The 17156-nt window shown below is 62.5% G+C and carries 17 protein-coding genes; 10 read left to right on the forward strand and 7 right to left on the reverse strand.

Annotated features, from left to right (window positions below; translation table 11 throughout):
• The first annotated feature begins 97 nt into the window (after positions 1–97).
• The 5 genes from DXT77_RS16955 (at position 98) to DXT77_RS16975 (ending at position 5886) form a co-directional block, all read left to right on the forward strand.
• Positions 98–811, forward strand: a complete 714-nt coding sequence (locus tag DXT77_RS16955) for a class I SAM-dependent methyltransferase (protein ID WP_119428488.1) — start codon at positions 98–100, stop codon at positions 809–811.
• Between the two features lie 97 nt (positions 812–908).
• Complete coding sequence (locus DXT77_RS16960; protein WP_119428489.1) at positions 909–1745, forward strand: hypothetical protein; 837 nt, start codon at positions 909–911, stop codon at positions 1743–1745.
• A 94-nt stretch (positions 1746–1839) separates the two neighbouring features.
• Complete coding sequence (locus DXT77_RS16965; RefSeq protein ID WP_045121794.1) at positions 1840–2340, forward strand: sigma-70 family RNA polymerase sigma factor; 501 nt, start codon at positions 1840–1842, stop codon at positions 2338–2340.
• A 40-nt stretch (positions 2341–2380) separates the two neighbouring features.
• Entirely contained in the window at positions 2381–3364 is a 984-nt protein-coding gene (locus DXT77_RS16970; RefSeq protein WP_119428490.1) for a FecR family protein, read from the forward strand.
• Positions 3365–3462: 98 nt separating this feature from the next.
• A complete protein-coding gene (locus DXT77_RS16975; RefSeq protein WP_119428491.1) occupies positions 3463–5886 on the forward strand; it encodes a TonB-dependent receptor in 2424 nt (807 codons plus the stop codon).
• Positions 5887–5930: 44 nt separating this feature from the next.
• Here DXT77_RS16975 and DXT77_RS16980 read toward each other — a convergent pair whose 3' ends face one another.
• Positions 5931–7082: an MFS transporter gene (locus tag DXT77_RS16980; protein WP_119428492.1), complete on the reverse strand. Its 1152-nt coding sequence runs from the start codon at positions 7080–7082 to the stop codon at positions 5931–5933.
• A 161-nt stretch (positions 7083–7243) separates the two neighbouring features.
• On the opposite strand from DXT77_RS16980, the gene DXT77_RS16985 reads away from it, so the two are divergent.
• Positions 7244–8236 (forward strand): diaminopimelate epimerase, encoded by a 993-nt coding sequence (locus tag DXT77_RS16985; protein ID WP_119428493.1) that lies wholly within the window; start codon positions 7244–7246, stop codon positions 8234–8236.
• 143 nt (positions 8237–8379) lie between these two features.
• On the opposite strand, the gene codA is transcribed toward DXT77_RS16985, so the two are convergent.
• The 5 genes from codA to DXT77_RS17010 all read right to left on the reverse strand — a co-directional run bounded on the left by codA (position 8380) and on the right by DXT77_RS17010 (position 13568).
• Positions 8380–9621, reverse strand: coding sequence for a cytosine deaminase (gene codA, locus DXT77_RS16990; RefSeq protein ID WP_119428494.1), 1242 nt, complete (start codon positions 9619–9621; stop codon positions 8380–8382).
• A gap of 14 nt (positions 9622–9635) precedes the next feature.
• On the reverse strand, positions 9636–10907 hold the full coding sequence (codB, locus tag DXT77_RS16995) for a cytosine permease (protein ID WP_119428495.1): 1272 nt from the start codon (positions 10905–10907) through the stop codon (positions 9636–9638).
• A gap of 242 nt (positions 10908–11149) precedes the next feature.
• A complete protein-coding gene (locus tag DXT77_RS17000; protein ID WP_119428496.1) occupies positions 11150–11962 on the reverse strand; it encodes an alpha/beta fold hydrolase in 813 nt (270 codons plus the stop codon).
• A gap of 83 nt (positions 11963–12045) precedes the next feature.
• Positions 12046–12402: a 6-carboxytetrahydropterin synthase QueD gene (queD, locus tag DXT77_RS17005; RefSeq protein WP_007955941.1), complete on the reverse strand. Its 357-nt coding sequence runs from the start codon at positions 12400–12402 to the stop codon at positions 12046–12048.
• Between the two features lie 86 nt (positions 12403–12488).
• Positions 12489–13568 carry a patatin-like phospholipase family protein gene (locus tag DXT77_RS17010; protein ID WP_119428497.1) on the reverse strand — a complete coding sequence of 360 codons (1080 nt, stop codon included), beginning with the start codon at positions 13566–13568 and terminating at the stop codon, positions 12489–12491.
• A 145-nt stretch (positions 13569–13713) separates the two neighbouring features.
• Between DXT77_RS17010 and DXT77_RS17015 the strand changes: the two genes are divergently transcribed.
• From DXT77_RS17015 to DXT77_RS17030, 4 genes are read left to right on the forward strand one after another with little or no spacing between them, the layout of a single operon-like run.
• Entirely contained in the window at positions 13714–14022 is a 309-nt protein-coding gene (locus DXT77_RS17015) for a PepSY domain-containing protein (protein ID WP_119428498.1), read from the forward strand.
• The gene (locus tag DXT77_RS17020; protein ID WP_119428499.1) at positions 14022–14333 is read left to right on the forward strand and encodes a PepSY domain-containing protein; all 312 of its coding nucleotides are present in this window, start codon (positions 14022–14024) and stop codon (positions 14331–14333) included. The genes DXT77_RS17015 and DXT77_RS17020 overlap by 1 nt, the downstream gene beginning before the upstream one ends.
• Before the next feature lie 3 nt (positions 14334–14336).
• Positions 14337–15005, forward strand: a complete 669-nt coding sequence (locus DXT77_RS17025) for a response regulator transcription factor (RefSeq protein WP_119428500.1) — start codon at positions 14337–14339, stop codon at positions 15003–15005.
• On the forward strand, positions 15002–16315 hold the full coding sequence (locus DXT77_RS17030) for an ATP-binding protein (RefSeq protein ID WP_119428501.1): 1314 nt from the start codon (positions 15002–15004) through the stop codon (positions 16313–16315). The genes DXT77_RS17025 and DXT77_RS17030 overlap by 4 nt, the downstream gene beginning before the upstream one ends.
• 41 nt (positions 16316–16356) lie before the next feature.
• Here the strand turns inward: DXT77_RS17030 and DXT77_RS30405 are convergent, their stop codons facing one another.
• Positions 16357–17112 (reverse strand): methyl-accepting chemotaxis protein, encoded by a 756-nt coding sequence (locus tag DXT77_RS30405; protein ID WP_371321017.1) that lies wholly within the window; start codon positions 17110–17112, stop codon positions 16357–16359.
• Positions 17113–17156: the final 44 nt, after the last annotated feature.

Below are 17156 nucleotides of genomic sequence, written 5' to 3' on the forward strand. Positions count from 1 at the left end.
GCTGGACGGAATGATCAATCGCACGCTGGACCGGGGAGGCCTTGACAGCCCTGCGATAATGAAACTTCACCGCGATCATGATGCAGAGGAGTTTTCCATGGACAATCAGGCACTCAAGGCCTTGTTCGACCAGCAGTCCGCTGTCTATGACAAACAGTGGAGCGGCATGGCGCCCATTCGTGATGCTCTTTATTTGCTGCTGGATTCGGTATTCGCGGGCCGGCCGGAAAATGCCCGGATTCTCTGTGTCGGTGTGGGCACCGGTGTGGAAATGGCGCACCTGGCGCAGCGGTTTCCCGGCTGGCAATTCACCGGGGTCGACCCTTCGGGCGCGATGCTCGACGTGTGCCGTCAAAGAGCGACCGAAGGCGGCTTCCTGGCCCGTTGCCGTTTTCACGAAGGCTACCTCGATACGCTGACGGATGACTGCGCTTACGACGGGGCGACCTGTTTTCTTGTGTCGCAGTTTTTGCTCGACCCGCAGGCCCGTATCGGCTTTTTCCACGAGATTGCTCGTCGTCTGGTGCCGGGCGGGGTTCTGGCGAACGCTGATCTCGCTTCTGACACCGCCTCGCCGGCCTATGAAGCATTGCTGCGTCACTGGATGACGCTGATGGCTTCGGCCCAGGTGCCGGCGCAAATGCTCGAACGAGCGCGAGCAGCGTATGCCAGCGATGTGGCGATCCTGCCGGCGCCACAGGTCGCCGGACTGATCGAGTCGGCCGGGTTCGAGGCGCCGGTACAGTTCTTTCAGGCGGGGTTGATGCATGGGTGGTTTTGCTTGCGCAAAGCGGAGGTTGTCGCGGGTTAGAGCGCTGGAGGTGTCGTGGGCTGCTGGAAAAATCCCGGATGACGGCTAGCGTCATGAAACGGATGCTCACTGCAAGGGACTGACGGAGTGCAATTTCATGGGCAAGAAGTTCGGCAGCAGTTGGTGGATCGATGAAGGGGTGTTGATGTCGGATGAGCGGGCGGAGGATCTTGCAGCGGCCGCCAAACATTTTCCGGATGAGTACGACCCGATGATCTTTCTCACCGGCGATGCCCACCGGGAACCGCCGTTTCAGTGGGCGGCTCAGGGTGTATGGGCAGACTTCTTCGGACCGCTGATCGAAGACAACAAGATCGTCTGCCATGTCGAGCAGTATCCAAGGGACGTCACGCGTCAGTCAGTGCCGCCGTTGTTCGCGCCGGTTTTCGACCGGGGCAAGGTTTTCGGCTGGGAGCACCCGGTTTTCCCGATCCTTGAAAACCTGATGAAGAATTACTACAACAAAGCGCAAGACTTTCCCGCCAATGTCATGGTTGCATTCGTCCAAGGCATGCTGGACGACTGCAAAAAAGTCGCGGACATGGGATTTCTAAAGGCCGAGTACAAGGCCCTCACAGATTTTGCCAGGCCCTACGTGGGAGAGAGGACGGGGTTCGAGAAGTTTCAGGATCTGTTCAGTGCTCCTCCATCGCCAACTACTCGGCTGCCAGCCAAGGACGGTGGCAAGTTCAAGGAACTCTATTCGAACTATGTGAAGGCCGGCATGGGATTGCGCACTGGCATTCATCCCTACATCGCGCCTTCGATCCAGCACCTCATCGACACTTACCGTGACCACATGCACTTGATTACTTGCGGTGATGCGCACCTGCTGGTCAATCCCCTGTATCAGTACCTGCACCCACCGGTGGGCTGCTTCGGGATTGTCGACCCGGATCAGGGAAAAGGTATCGGCAAGGCCAAAGGCAAATAGGGTGTTTGCATCCTCTTGTCGAGGGGCCCTGGAATGATTTGCCGGGCTTAATAGGAAGTATTACCATTCCCGCCCCTTTCCTCAGCACGCCGCAATGATCCCCATGCTGCCCCGCAGACCCGGCTTTCTCGAGCATTACGAAGAGTTGATCGGCACCTGGACCCGTCGCCTGCGCAATCGCTCGCAGGCCGAGGATCTGGCGCACGACACCTTTGTGCGGGTGCTCGAATCCGATTCGTCGGCGGTGCAGCAACCCCGGGCGTATTTGCATCAGACGGCGCGCAACATCGCGGTGGACGGCTATCGGCGTGAGGACCGGCGGGGCGCCATGGAGTCGGAGGCGATCGATCTCAGTGAGTCGCCGACCGGTGACCCGGAGCATTACATGCATGCGATCCAGTTGGCCGATTCCATCGAACGGGCGCTCACCGAATTGCCGGTCAACTGCCGGCGGATTTTCGTCTGGCAGAAGATCGAAGGCCTGACCCAGGCGGAAATCGCCGAGCGCCTGGGCCTGTCCAAGAACATGGTGGAAAAGTATATGATCCGCACCCTGCGGCATCTGCGTGATCGCCTGGACGGGGCGCAATCATGAGCCGCGGCGTCTTTTCATCCCCAGCCAAACAGGACATTCCATGATGGATACTCGTGATTGCGCGTGCGGGCAAACAACGGTGCGCGATGAGGCGGCACGCTGGTTTGTGCGTTTGCAGGAGCCTGCTGTCGACGCCGAACAATATCGGAACTTCGAAGCCTGGCTGAACGAACATCCGCAGCACCGTGACGAATTCCAGTTGCTGCAAGGCCTGTGGACGGCGGCGGATCTGCTGCCGGCGCCACGGCTCAAGGCCCTGTGTGAAACTCCGCCAGCCCGTCGCGAACGCCGTCCGCTGCTGCGTTATGCAGTGGCGGCCAGTGTGGTCACGGTGGCCCTCGGGCTCGGTCTGTTCAGTGGCTTGAATCATCCGGCGGGTTATAGCGCCGAATTCGTCACCGCGCTGGGCGAGCGCAAGCATGTGGCATTGCCGGACGGTTCGGTGATCGACCTCAACAGCCGCAGTCGTTTGCAGGTGCGTTTCGAGAAGGATCGGCGCCTGATCGAGTTGACCGAAGGCGAGGCGATGTTCAGCGTCGAGCACGACACTTCGCGACCGTTCGTGGTCGAGGCCGGCAGCGGCAAGGTCACGGTCACCGGCACGCGCTTCGATGTGCGCCGCGACGTGACGCAAACCCGGGTCGCGGTGGAGCAGGGCACCGTCAAGGTGCAGGGGCGGCATGCGCCGGAAAACCAATTCATCAACCTGACGGCCGGCCTCGGCACCCATGTCGACGTCCATGGCGTTATGGCTCAGGCTTACGCGGTCAACCCGGCGGAATTGACGGCCTGGCGCAGCGGCAAACTGGTGTTCAATAACGCCAGTCTCAGTGAAGTGGTCGAAGAAGTGTCCCGTTACCGCGACAAGCCGTTGACCGTCGCCAACCCGGCCGTGGCAAGTCTGCGCCTGACCAGCGTGTTCAAATCCGACAACACCGACGCCTTGCTCAAGGCTTTGCCGAGCATCCTTCCGGTGGCCGTGCGGACCCACGCCGATGGCAGCCAGGAAATAATTTCAAAATAAAATTCAGGTTTTTTTCGAGTTTGTCGTCTTCCTGTTCAACTGCAACTGGTTTGCATTAACAGCCGCACACTCTTGCGATCCACAGGACTCCGTACGACGTGAAAAACACCACTGCCAACAACAAAAAATCCCCTTGGTTACCGCTGGCGCTTGCGCTGGCGGTCAACGCCGCGATGCCGCTGGCATTCGCCGCCGACGCCATTCATATCCGCGCGCAGCCACTGGGCCAGGCGCTGAGCGAACTGGGTCAGCAAACCTCGCTGCAGGTGTTTTTCAGCCCGGACCTGGTCGCCGGCAAACAGGCCCCGGCCGTCGATGGCAATCTTTCGCCGGAGGATGCGCTGCGCCAGTTGCTGCAGGGCAGCGGCCTGAATTATCAGATCAATGAAGGCTCGGTGACCCTGTCGCCAGCGCCGACCGCAGCCGCCAGCGGCCCGCTGGAACTGGGCGTGACCGACATCAAAGTGGTCGGTGACTGGCTCGGCGACGCCGATGCCGCTGTGGTACAGAACCACCCGGGCGCGCGGACGGTGATCCGCCGTGAGGCCATGGTCGAGCAGGGCGCGATGAACGTCAGCGACGTCCTCAAGCGTGTACCGGGCGTGCAGGTGCAAGACTCCAACGGCACCGGTGGCAGCGACATCTCGCTGAACGTCGGCGTGCGTGGCCTGACTTCGCGCCTGTCGCCGCGCTCCACCGTGCTGATCGACGGCGTGCCGGCGGCGTTCGCGCCGTATGGTCAGCCACAACTGTCAATGGCACCGATTTCCTCCGGCAACCTCGACAGCATCGACGTTGTGCGTGGCGCCGGTTCCGTGCGTTACGGGCCGCAGAACGTTGGTGGCGTGATCAACTTCGTGACCCGTGCGATTCCGGAAAAAGCCACCGGTGAAATCGGTACCACCCTGGAAACCACCCGCTACGGCGGCTGGAAACACATCGACACCGCTTTCCTTGGCGGCACCGCCGACAACGGCATGGGCGTCGCGCTGTTGTATTCCGGCGTCAACGGCAACGGTTACCGCGAGCGCAACAACGGCAACGATATCGACGACGTGCTGCTCAAGACCCACTGGGCGCCGACCGATCAGGACGATTTCAGTCTCAATTTCCACTACTACGACGCCAGCGCCGACATGCCCGGCGGCCTGACGCAGAAGCAGTACGACGACAAGCCGTATGACTCGGTGCGCGACTACGACAACTTCAGCGGCCGCCGCAAGGATGTGTCGTTCAAGTGGATCCGCCAGATCGACGAACGCACCCAGGCCGAAGTGCTGACCTATTACACCGACAGCTTCCGTGGCAGCACCATTGCTGCTCGCGACCTGAAAACCCTGAGTTCGTACCCGCGTTCCTACTACACGCTGGGTATCGAACCACGTGTCTCGCGGGTATTCGATGTCGGCCCCACCACGCAGGAAGTCAGCGTCGGTTATCGCTACCTGAAAGAAGCGATGCACGAGCAGTCGAGCCGTCTGGCGCTGGTCAACAATGAGCCGGTGGTCACCAAGACTTCCGACGGCCACGTGTTCCAGGACCGTACCGGCGGCACCGAGGCCAACTCGGTCTACGTCGACAACAAGATCGACGTCGGCAACTGGACCATCACCCCGGGCATTCGCTTCGAGCATATCAACACCGACTGGCACGACCGCGCCGTGCTCGACACCGCCGGCAAACGCGTGCCGGAGAAAAACCGCAGCATCGACAGCAATGAACCGTTGCCCGCGCTGAGCGTGATGTATCACCTGTCGGATGCGTGGAAGCTGTTTGCCAACTACGAAACCTCGTTCGGCAGCCTGCAGTATTTCCAGCTGGGACAGGGCGGCTCGGGTGACCAGACCGCCAACGGCCTGGAGCCGGAAAAGGCCAAGACCTACGAAATCGGCACCCGCTATAACGATGACGTGTGGGGCGGAGAAGTGACGCTGTTCTACATCGACTTCGATGACGAACTGCAATACATCAGCAACGATGTGGGCTGGACCAACCTCGGCGCCACCAAGCACCAGGGTATCGAGGCTTCGGTGCACTACGACATGGCGGCGCTGGATCCTCGTCTCGATGGTCTGACTGCCAACGCCGGTTTCACTTACACCCGCGCGACCTACGAAGGCGAGATCCCAGGCTTCAAGGGCCGTGACCTGCCGTTCTACTCGCGTCAGGTGGCGACCGTCGGTCTGCGCTACGACATCAATCGCTGGACCTACAACATCGACGGTTTCGCCCAGTCCAAGCAGCGTTCACCGGGCACCGGCGTGAATGCCGACGGCAGCTTCAGCAACAACTACATCACCGAAGGCACGGCGGACGGGCAGTACGGCGACATCCCGGGTTATGTGACCTGGAACGTACGCGGCGGCTATGACTTCGGTGCGCAGCTGTCGAACCTGAAGCTCGGCGCCGGGGTGAAAAACATCTTCGACAAGCAATACTTCACCCGCTCCAGCGACAACAACTCGGGGATGTATGTCGGCGCGCCGCGGACGTTCTTCGTGCAGGCCAGCGTCGGGTTCTGACCTTGCCCGGATCGCTCTCACGCAATGCGTGGGAGCGAGCTGGTTCAGACCTTCAGTGCTTTCCCGCCAATCGCCACCGCCACCAGCAGCGTCGCCATCAGTCCGAAGGCGAAACTCAGGCTGCTGGCATGGGCGACAAACCCGATCACCGCCGGCCCCGCCAGAATCCCCGCATAACCCAGCGTGGTGATCGCCGGCACCGCGATGCTTTCCGGCATCACCGTCTGTTTGCCCACCGCCGTGTACAGCACCGGCACGATGTTCGAACAGCCGGCGCCGACCAGTGCATAGCCGATCAGTGCGGCTTCCCAGCTTGGGGCGAACGTCGCCAGAAACAAACCTGCTGCCGCCAGCAGTCCGCCAAACAGAATGATCCGCGTCGCACCCAGTGCGCGAACAATCCGGTCACCGGTCAAACGACCCGCAGTCATCGTCAGCGCGAACGCGGCATAACCCAGCCCTGCATAAGCCGTATCGATCCCGCGTTCCTGCGCCAGAAACACCGCGCTCCAGTCCAGCGCCGCGCCTTCGGTGAGGAATACGATGAAGCACATGCCGCCGATGAACAGCACGACTCCGTGGGGCACCGCGAACGCCGGTCCCGAACTTTCACTGCCGTAAGGCAACATGTGCGGCACAGCCTTGAACAGCGCCGCAATCAGCACCACGACCACCACCAGCATCGCCGCAAGTGGTGACAACCCAAGGCCGAGCAGGGCGCTGACGCCTGCCGCGCCAACGATCCCGCCGAGGCTGAACAGCCCGTGAAACCCCGACATCATGTTCTTGCCGCTGGCCCGCTCGACGATCACCGCTTGCAGGTTCACCGTCGAGTCCACCGTGCCGAGCCCGGCGCCGAACATGAACAACGTAGCGATCAACGCAGGTATCGACGACACCGTTGCCAGCAACGGCAATGCCGCGCAGATCAGTAAGGTGCCGCCGGTTGCCACACGCCGACAGCCGAACCGCGTGGCCAGGATCCCCGCCAGCGGCATTGCCAGAATCGAACCCACACCCAGACACAACAGCAACAGACCCAGCGTCCCTTCATCGAGCCCGGCCCGCGCCTTGGCATACGGCACCAGCGGCGCCCACGCCGCGATGCCGAGCCCGGCGATGAAGAAGGCGATGCGCGTGGACATCTGTTGCAGGCGTCCGGGGACGAACGTGTCGCTGGGCGTAAGACTGGTCATTGGAATCCTTGGCAAAAAACGTTTCAGCAGGGGACATCCTTGCACAGCTCTTCTGTGGGAGCGAGCCTGACTGATACACCGCCATCGCGAGCAAGCTCGCTCCCACAGGGAATTGCGTTTTAAAGTGGCGCTTCAGAAAACAGGAAAACACGGGGCGGTTCATGACGCAGTTCTACGATGCACGGGGCAATATCTACGGAGTGATTTCACCCCGGGCGCTGCGGGAGTCGGGCATCGACCTGCCCACCGATGCCGCGCAATGTGCCTTGTCCCGACAGGCGTGGAGCCGCGCCGCGATCACCCTGTGTTGCGACTGGTCCGACGGTCAGCGACCTGCCGGCAGCAAGTCCCACCGCAGCGATGGCTTGCTGATCGGCCCGTTTCAATCCTCGCCACCCTTCGATCTGCTGATCGTCAATACCGATGGCACACTGGCCGAGCGCAGCGGTAACGGTCTGACGATTTTCTCCCAGGCCCTGCTTGAGCAAGGGCTGATGCCGGAGCAGGGCGCATCGTTGCAGGTGCATCACGACAAGCTGGATGCGTCATCGCCGGTGCCCGTTGCCGTCAAACCGGCTGAGGTGGCGGGTGTGCAAGGCTTCTGGCTGGATCTCGGGCAACCCGGTTTCGGTCCGGCAGCTGTCGGTGCAGTCGGCGTTGAACCCGTGCAGTTCAACAACGTGGAAGTCAGCCGCGTCCGGCCATTGGCGCAACTCGATCCTGCCTGGGAACACAGCCAGTTCGTGCGCATCGGCAATCCCCATTGCGTGACACTGGTGCAGGACGAAGCCGCACTGCCGGGCAACGCGCAGATGCTTGAGTCGCCGCTGGCCGATAGCCTGACCGCCATCGCCTTCGCCATGCCCGTTGGCGCCGGTCAGCCGTGCCCGGCCGGGGTCAATCTGCAATGGGCGATGCACGCAGGCGATCAACGCATCGCCGCGCGAGTATTCGAACGGGGCGAAGGCCCGACGGCGTCTTCCGGCACCAGCGCCAGTGCAGTGGCGTGTGCGGCGTGGCGGGCGGGCTGGGTGTCGGCAGGTGAGGTGCAGGTGGTCATGCCGGGTGGAACGGCACCGGTATTACTGGAGGAACAGGGCGGTGATCTGACTGGCGTGCGTCTGTTCGGCACCGCGCATCAGACAAAAAGGTGAAGTCCCTTTCATGATCGTCCCCCCGGGAACGATGGATCCCTTGGATTTCACTGTGAGCTGGTTCGCTGCGGTTGTCGCCTGTCAGATCTGACAGGGCGGCTCTATCGTTTTGCAATAAGACCGCCGCGAACCATAACCGCCGCTCACCCCTCGACGAACTCCACCACCGGCATCTGCCGCTTCACCAACACCTTGCCGTCACGGATCGAATACAGCGGCAGACCCTGGCTGCGGATGACTTCGTAATCGCTGTCCGCCGACAGGATCAGCAGGTTGGCCGGGCGACCCTGTTCAAGACCGTAGCGTTCGCCAAGGTGCATGGCTTTGGCGCTGTTGTCGGTGACCAGATCCAGTGCGCTTTGCAGATTGCGGTAACCGAGCATGTGGCAGATGTGCAGCCCGGCTTCGAGCACGCGCAGGATGTTGCCGTTACCCAGCGGATACCACGGATCGACGATCGAGTCCTGACCGAAGCAGACGTTCATGCCGGCTTCGAGCAGCTCGTTGACGCGGGTCACGCCACGGCGTTTCGGGAAGTTGTCGAAACGGCCCTGCAGGTGAATGCTTTCGGTCGGGCAGGAGACGAAACTGATGCCCGAATGCCCGAGCAGGCGGAACAGTTTGGCGCAGTAGGCGTTGTCGTAGGAACTCATCGCGGTGGTGTGGCTGGCCGTCACACGTGCGCCCATGTCGCGGCTGCGGGCCTCTTCGGCCAGCACTTCGAGGAAGCGTGAGTGCGGGTCGTCGGTTTCGTCGCAGTGCACGTCCACCAGGCAGCCGGTGCGTTCGGCCAGGTCCATCAGAAATTTCACCGAGCTGACGCCCTGATCGCGGGTGTACTCGAAATGCGGAATCCCTCCGACCACGTCCGCGCCCATGCGGATCGCTTCTTCCATCAGCTCGCGCCCATTGCGGAACGACTCGATGCCTTCCTGGGGGAACGCGACGATCTGCAGGTCGATCAGATGACGGCTTTCCTCGCGCACTTCGAGCATCGCCTTGAGCGCGGTGAGTTGCGGATCGGTGACGTCGACGTGGGTGCGCACATGCTGGATGCCGTGGGCGGCCAGTGTCTGAATGGTTTTCTTGGCCCGGTTTTTGGTGTCTTCCTGGGTGATGGTGACCTTGCGCTCGCCCCAGCACTCGATGCCTTCGAACAGCGTGCCGCTCATGTTCCAGCGCGGCTCGCCGGCGGTCAGGGTGGCGTCGAGGTGAATGTGCGGCTCGACGAAGGGCGGTACCACCAGATTGCCGTCGGCGTCGAGGTCGTCGGGGCCGAGGGTCGGCGCTTCGGTCTGGCGCGCGATGCTGCGGATCAGGCCGTCTTCCAGGTGCAATTCGTGCAGACCTTCCTGGTTGCGCAGGCGGGCGTTGATGATGTGCATCAGGCAAATCCTTCTTATAGGTCTTGTAGTGGCGCGCTGGCGCGGCGGGCGCCCAGCAGGCCGGTGACGATGACATACGTTAGCGCGGCAGCGGCGATCCCCACCAGCGGCGCTATCCACGGCGAGTGAAACGCCGCGAGGGTGCCAACCGCGTAGGCCCCGAGCCCCGGCCAGTTGAAGGCCGGCAGCCGTGCGTCGGCCAGGCGCGGATAGTGACCGCGCCAGCGGAAGAAAAAGTCGGCCATGATGACCCCGCCAATCGGCGGAATCACGGTGCCGAGCAGGATCAGATAAGGCACCAGCATGTCATACATGCCCAACAGCGCGAGCAGCGTGCCGATCACCGCACCGGCCAGGGTCACGGTCTTGCGGCGCCCGGTGCGCAGCAGGTTGCAGCCGGCGACGGCGAAGTTGTAGATGGTGTTGTCCTGGGTGCTCCAGATGTTCAGCAACAGCATGGCCATCGCTGCCATGGCGAAACCTTGCAGCAGCAACACCTCAACCACGTCGGGCTGCTGATAGACGATCGCGCCATAGGCACCGATCAGCACCATCAGACCGTTGCCGATGAAAAAGCCGATCAGGCTGGCCAGCACCGCTACCCGCGCCGAACGGGAGAAACGCGTCCAGTTGGTGGCCTGGGTCGCGCCGCTGACGAAGGTGCCGAACACCAGCGTAATGGCGGTGGACCAGTCCAGCGAACCGGTCGGCACCACGGCCAGCAAACCATCAAGGCCGCCGACCTTCACCGTGGCCACCCACATCGACAGCATCAGCAGCAACATCATGGCCGGCACCGCGATGTACGACAGAATCTCCAGCCCGCGATAACCGACATACGCCGTGGCGCAGAACACCAGGCCGAACAGCACCATGAGCCCGAGCACCGTGCCGTCGTCCAGGGCGAAATATTTGCCGAGCACCACCGCTGCCGTCGCAGTACCCCAGGCGTACCAGCCGATCTGGGTGAAACCCAGGATCAGGTCGCTGAGCTTGCTGCCGACTTCGCCAAAACAGAAACGCCCCATCAACACCGAGTTCAGGCCGCTCTTGAAGGCGATGTAACCCAGGGCCGCGGCGTACAGGCCCAGCAGCAGATTGCCGATGATGATCACCGCCATCATCTCGCCAAAGTCGAACGCCACGCCGAGCTTGCCGCCGGCGAACATGGTCGCGGTGAAAAACGTGAAGCCCAGCAGCACCATGGCCGTCGAGGCCAGGCCTTTGCGGGCGTGCATAGGGACTTCGCTCAGGGGGTAATCGTTGCCGGGATCGTTCTGCGTCATGGGGGCGTTCCTTGCTGGAAAGGGGAGGACGCGGGGGATGTTGCAGTGGTCGTGCCAGTCACGGATTGACGGGGTTATGTATAGACGAGGTGGCGGATTTGGCGCGAAAGCGGTGCGCCTGCACTCACCAAAGCACAATGTGGGAGCCAGCCTGCTGGCGATGGCGGTGTGTCAAACAACGCGAATGTTGAAAGTGCCCGCCCTATCGCCAGCAGGCTGGCTCCCACGGGTCATGTTTCGGCTCACAGGAAGCGCAGCAGCGCGGCAACAATGGCCTCGGGTGCATCTTCCTGTACCAGATGCCCGGCATTCGGGATCGGATGAAACTGCGATCCGGGGATCATCTGGTGCAAGGCCCGGCCGCGTTCAATGGGAATCCACTGATCTTCCTCGCCCCAGAGAGTCTGCACCGGGCAGCGGATTGTCGGGTACAGCGGTTGTACTTCCTGCGTGTAGCGCTGGTCCATCTGCGCGATCTGCCGGTAGAACGCCGCTTGCCCCGGATCACCCAGCCACGGCTGCACGTAAGGGGCGAGTTCATCATCGGGAATATCCCGGTGAATGGCCCCGCGAATGTAGGTCGGGACGATGGCGCGCTGGATGTAGTCCGGCAGGCCGCTGAACGCCGCTTCATGCTGGCGCACGTGCTGTACGAATGGCGAGCCCCAGGGCGTCAGCGCCACAGGGTCGATCAGCGTCAGGGTGCGGTAATCCTTGCCGTTGAGCAGGTGCGCGCGCAGGGCGGTGGCGCCGCCGAAGTCGTGGGCGACCACGTCCGGGCGTTGCAGGCCCCAGTGATCCAGTAGCTGCGCGAGCAGTTCGTTCTGCACGCCGAGGGAGACGTCGGCGTCCGGTTGCTCGGAGCGCCCGTAACCCAGCAAGTCGAAGTAATGCACCCGATGCGTGGCGAAAAAGTGCGGCGCGATGCGGTGCCACACACAGGAAGAGAAGGGCGTGCCATGCACGAACACCAGCGGCGGGCCGTCGCCGCGCACCCCGTGGCGAATCCGTCGCCCGTTGAATTCAAAGACCTGATCCAGCAGCCAGTCCGTCATGGACCTGTCCTCTTGGCGGTTCGAGCCAAAAAGCATAGGCGTAAAAAAACCACCGGTCTCGGTGGTTTTTTGTGTCGCGGGATTTACTCGCCGCGATAGATACAACCGCTGGTGCAGGTCTCGTGGATGCGGATCGCACTGAGCTCCGGCAGCAGGGGCTTCAATTCATTCCAGATGAACTTGGCCAGCACTTCGCTGGTCGGGTTCTCGAGGCCCGGAATGTCGTTCAGGTAGTTGTGATCCAGACGCTCGTACAGCGGCTTGAAAATCGCCTTGATCTCGGAGAAATCACGGATCCAGCCGGTGTGCGGGTCGAGGTCGCCGCTAAGGTGAATCGCCACTTTGAACGAGTGACCGTGCAGGCGTCCGCACTTGTGGCCGTCCGGTACGTGAGGCAGGCGGTGGGCGGATTCGAACGTAAATTCCTTGAAGATTTCCACAGTGATTTCAGCTCTGTTCAGATGGCGTTCGCCGCAGCGAATTCGGGCAGGCGGCGAGTTTACCAGCTTGTCCCCGGCTGTGCTGACTAAAGGGTCAGCAAGCGCTCGGCGAGGCGACCATTGGCAGTCAGTTCGAGGAATTCGTCGCCCAGCCGGCGGCTCTCGTCCATCGCCGCGCGCCAGTATTTCTGCCGGCTCGGTGCATCGCCCATGAAGCGCTTGAAGTCGTTGCGGTCGGGGAGTTTGCCGTAGGGCAGGCGCGCCAGGTATTCCTTGGACGGCGCGAGCAACAGCACGTCCTGCAAACGCTCGGTCGAGGCTTTGCGCCACGGCAGGGTCTTGTCGAACCAGCCCGGAATCACGCGGTCGGTGAAGTGCGGATAGAGCACGATGCCGTCGCCGCTGTAGGGCAAGTCGAGGTGATAGTCCAGCAGGCCACCGTCACGAAAGGTGCCGGCGCCGGCACCCGGCAGGTCGCGCACGCCTTCCATGACCATCGGGATCGACCCGGACGCCAGCAGCGCCTGACGCAGGTTGCCGGCATTGAGGGCGACGAAGCGCGACGGAAAATCGTTCAGCGCGTGCACCGGCGGCGCCAGGCGCGGGTCGTGGATGATCAGCCGTTCGAAGTGCCGCGACAGCCGCGCCCGACCCCGCAAGTTGTCGGCGATCACCGACCCCAGCGCCAGCCCGAGCCGGCCACGATGGTCGTCCGCCAGCCCGCCGTGGCTTTTGACCACCATGATGTTCAAGCGGTAATGGGCATTGTCGAGCAGTACCGCGTCGCGGCCGTCGAGCAGGTCATCGAGCATGCGCTGCGAACTGCGGCTGACGTCGCTGATGGTCACGCCCTTGTTGAAATTCTGTTCGGTGTACAGATGACCGAGGCGGCGAATGCCTTCGGCGGCGTCCGGCAGACAGGCGCTGGCGAAGCGCCAGGAACCCACCGATGCGCCGATCAGCGAACGCTCACGGGGAGCCGCCGGCAGCCACTCGCCGAACAGCGCCAGATCCAGCCCCTGAATCCCCAGCGCCTTCGGCCCGCCGGCCGCACCGGGCAGGGTGCTGACGTCGGCAGCGTTCAGACCCTGGGCGCGGATGCGTGCCATGGCCCGGGGGCCGGCCTTGAGGGTCAGGGAGGGGAACTTGATGTGGATGGCTGTCATACCGGTCTCGATCGTTAGCAAGCGAAAGATTATAAGCACATGTTGCCGACGCTGCTGAAGCTGGCCCGGTGATGGCCATTCAGTTTCAGTTAAGTTCGCACCGTTATGGTGCTGTCCGTAGCGGCACTGAAAACACGGAGACCCCATGAAAACCCTGACTGCCCTGAGCCTTGCCTCGTTCATCGGTCTGGGCGCGAGCCTGGCCCACGCACGGGATCTTGGCCCGGATGAAGCCCAACGTTTGCACGACGCTGGTACTATCGTGCCCTTCGAGCAGCTCAATGCCACGGCGCTGGCCCGGCATCCGGGTTCCACCATTACCGACGCCGAGCTGAAAGAGAAGTACGGCAAGTACCTCTACCAGCTCGATCTGCGGGATCCGCAGGGGCTGGAGTGGGATGTGGAACTGGACGCGGTCAGCGGGCAAGTGCTCAAGGATCATCAGGATACGTAATGAAGGTGAATGCTCGCGCCACCGGTCGAACCGCGTTGGCGCTTTTGATTTTCTGCTCGGTGGCCGGGGCTCGTGATCTCGATCAGGACGAAGCGCTGCGCCTGCGCCAACAGGGGGTGATTCTGCCGCTTGAGCAAGTGCTGCATAACGCACTGGATCGCTACCCCGGTGCGAAACTGCTGGAAGTCGAGCTGGAAGAAAAGCACGACGTCTACATTTACGAAGTCGAGTTGCTGACCGTCGACGGGGTGACCCGCGAACTCCATCTCGAAGCCGCCACCGGCCGTTTACTGAAAGACAAGGAAGATTGATCGATGCGTTTGCTTCTGGTGGAAGACCACGTCCCCCTGGCCGATGAGCTGATCGCCGGCCTGCAACGCCAGGGTTATGCCGTGGATTGGCTGGCGGACGGGCGCGACGCGGTCTATCAGGGGCGCAGCGAACCCTATGACCTGATCGTGCTCGACCTCGGCCTGCCGGGGGTGCCGGGCCTTGAAGTGCTGGCGCAATGGCGCGCCGGCGGGCTGGCGATACCGGTGCTGATCCTCACGGCCCGGGATTCCTGGGCCGAGCGCATCGAAGGCCTGAAGGCCGGTGCCGATGATTACCTGACCAAACCCTTCCACCCGGAAGAACTGTATTTGCGCATCCAGTCGCTACTGCGCCGCTCCAAGGGGCAGGCCAACCAGCCGACGCTCAAGGCTGCGGGACTGCATCTGGACGAGGGCCGCCAGTGTGTCGTGCGTGACGGCGCCGACATTCAACTGACCGCCGCCGAATTCCGCCTGCTGCGCTATTTCATGCTGCACCCGGAGCAGATCCTTTCCAAAAGCCATCTCGCCGAACACCTCTACGACGGTGAAACCGAGCGCGACTCCAACGTGCTGGAAGTCCACGTTAATCACCTGCGGCGCAAGCTCGGCAAAAGCGTGATCGAAACCCGGCGCGGCCAGGGTTATCTGTTCGGCGGACAGGCTTCGTGAGATCGATCCAGCGCCGCTTGAGTCTTGGCCTGATAAGCGTGATGGTGGTTGTCGGCGTGATACTGGCGCAAACCAGCCTGTGGCTGTTCGAAGTCGGTTTGCAGCGCTATCTCGAAGCCGGTCTGCGCAACGACAGCGAGAGCCTGCTGGTGGCGCTGGTCCGTGGTCCGCAAGGCTTGCAACTGGACGAGCGGCATCTGTCACCGGCCTACCAACGACCGTTTTCCGGCCATTATTTCCGCATCGACTTTGCCGACAGTCACTGGCGTTCGCGCTCGCTGTGGGATCAGGACCTGCCGCTGCTGCCGGAGCCTGGTCTGCACAGCAATCTGCAATTGGGGCCGGACGGGCAGCAATTGTTGGTACTGCGCTCGGATTACCGACGGCTCGGTCAGTCGATCTCGATCAGCGTGGCCCAGGATTACACCCCGGTGCGCGAGAGCTTCCAGCGCATGCGCCAGATCGGTCTGGGCCTTGGTCTGGCCGGGCTGCTGCTGATCCTGATCCTGCAAAGACTGACCGTACACCGCGCCTTGCGTCCACTGGAAAAGGCTCGTGAACAGATCGCCCAGTTACAGCAAGGCCAGCGCTCACAACTCGATGAGCAAGTGCCGGCAGAACTGGAACCACTGGTGGCGCAGATCAACCATTTGCTGGCGCACACTGAAGACAGCCTCAAGCGTTCGCGCAATGCCCTGGGCAATCTGGGGCACGCGCTGAAAACCCCGCTGGCGGTGCTGCTGAGCCTGGCCTCGAACGAAAAACTCGATGCCCATCCCGAACTGCGCAAGATCCTCAAGGAACAACTGGAGCAGGTTCAGCAACGGCTGAACCGCGAACTCAACCGTGCGCGGCTTTCCGGCGATGCGCTGCCGGGTGCGCTGTTCGATTGCGACGCGGAGCTGCCCGGACTGCTGGCGACGTTGAACATGATCCACGGCGAACACCTTTCGTTGAGCTACGTTGCGCCGACCGGGCTGCAATTGCCGTGGGACCGTGAAGACTTGCTGGAACTGCTCGGCAACCTGCTGGACAACGCCTGCAAGTGGGCGGACGCCGAGGTGCGTCTCAGCGTGGTCGAGACGGCTGAAGGTTTTGTGCTGAGCGTGGAAGATGACGGACCGGGGATTCCCGAGGCGCAGCGCGATCAGGTGTTCAGCCGGGGCACGCGACTGGATGAACAGACCCATGGGCATGGGTTGGGGCTGGGGATTGTGCGGGATATTGTCGAGACGTGGGGCGGGGTTCTGGTGCTTGGCGAAAGTGAGTGGGGCGGGTTGAAGGTGGAGATTCAGTTGCCCCGGCGGTGAACCCGCCCCCCACAGAGATCTGTGGTGAGCGGGTTTGGGCGTCAGACCCGAAACTGATCCATCAAACTCTGCTGCTGATTCGCCAGACTATTGAGCGACTGACTCACCCGCGCCGACTCATTCGCCTGCCCCGACAACGACTCCGTCACATCACGAATGGTCGCCACGTTGTTGTTGATCTCTTCGGCCACCGCGCTCTGTTCTTCAGCGGCGCTGGCGATCTGCAGGTTCATGTCGCTGATCACGGTCACCGCATCGCCGATCTGGCGCAGTGCGGTCACGGCCTGGCCGACCTGTTCGACGCTGCCCTGGGCCTGACGATGGCTGTTGCCCATCGAACCGACTACGTCCTGGGTGCCACTTTGCAGTTGTTCGATCACCTGACGGGTTTCTTCCACCGACTCCTGAGTGCGGCGGGCGAGGTTGCGCACTTCGTCGGCGACAACGGCAAAGCCACGTCCGGCTTCACCGGCACGGGCCGCTTCGATGGCGGCGTTGAGGGCCAGCAGGTTGGTCTGTTCGGCGATGGCGCGGATGGTCTCCAGCACCGTGCCGATCTTCTCGCTGTTGGCGGCCAGGCCTTCGACCTGAACCATCGCCGCGCTCATGTCGGCGGCGAGGGTGTCGATGCTGGCGGTGGTGCGGTCGATCACGGTCAGGCCCTGACGCGTGGCGCGGTCGGCATCCTTGGCCGCTTCGGCGGCTTGGGCGGCGCTGCGGGCCACGTCCTGGGCGGTGGCGCTCATTTCGTGGGACGCGGTGGCGACCTGATCGACCTGACGGTATTGCTGCTCCATGCCGGCGCTGGTCTGGGTGGCAATGGCCGAAGACTGGTCGGCAG

The sequence above is a fragment of the Pseudomonas sp. 91RF genome (assembly GCF_003576265.1).
GTDB lineage: Bacteria > Pseudomonadota > Gammaproteobacteria > Pseudomonadales > Pseudomonadaceae > Aquipseudomonas > Aquipseudomonas kribbensis.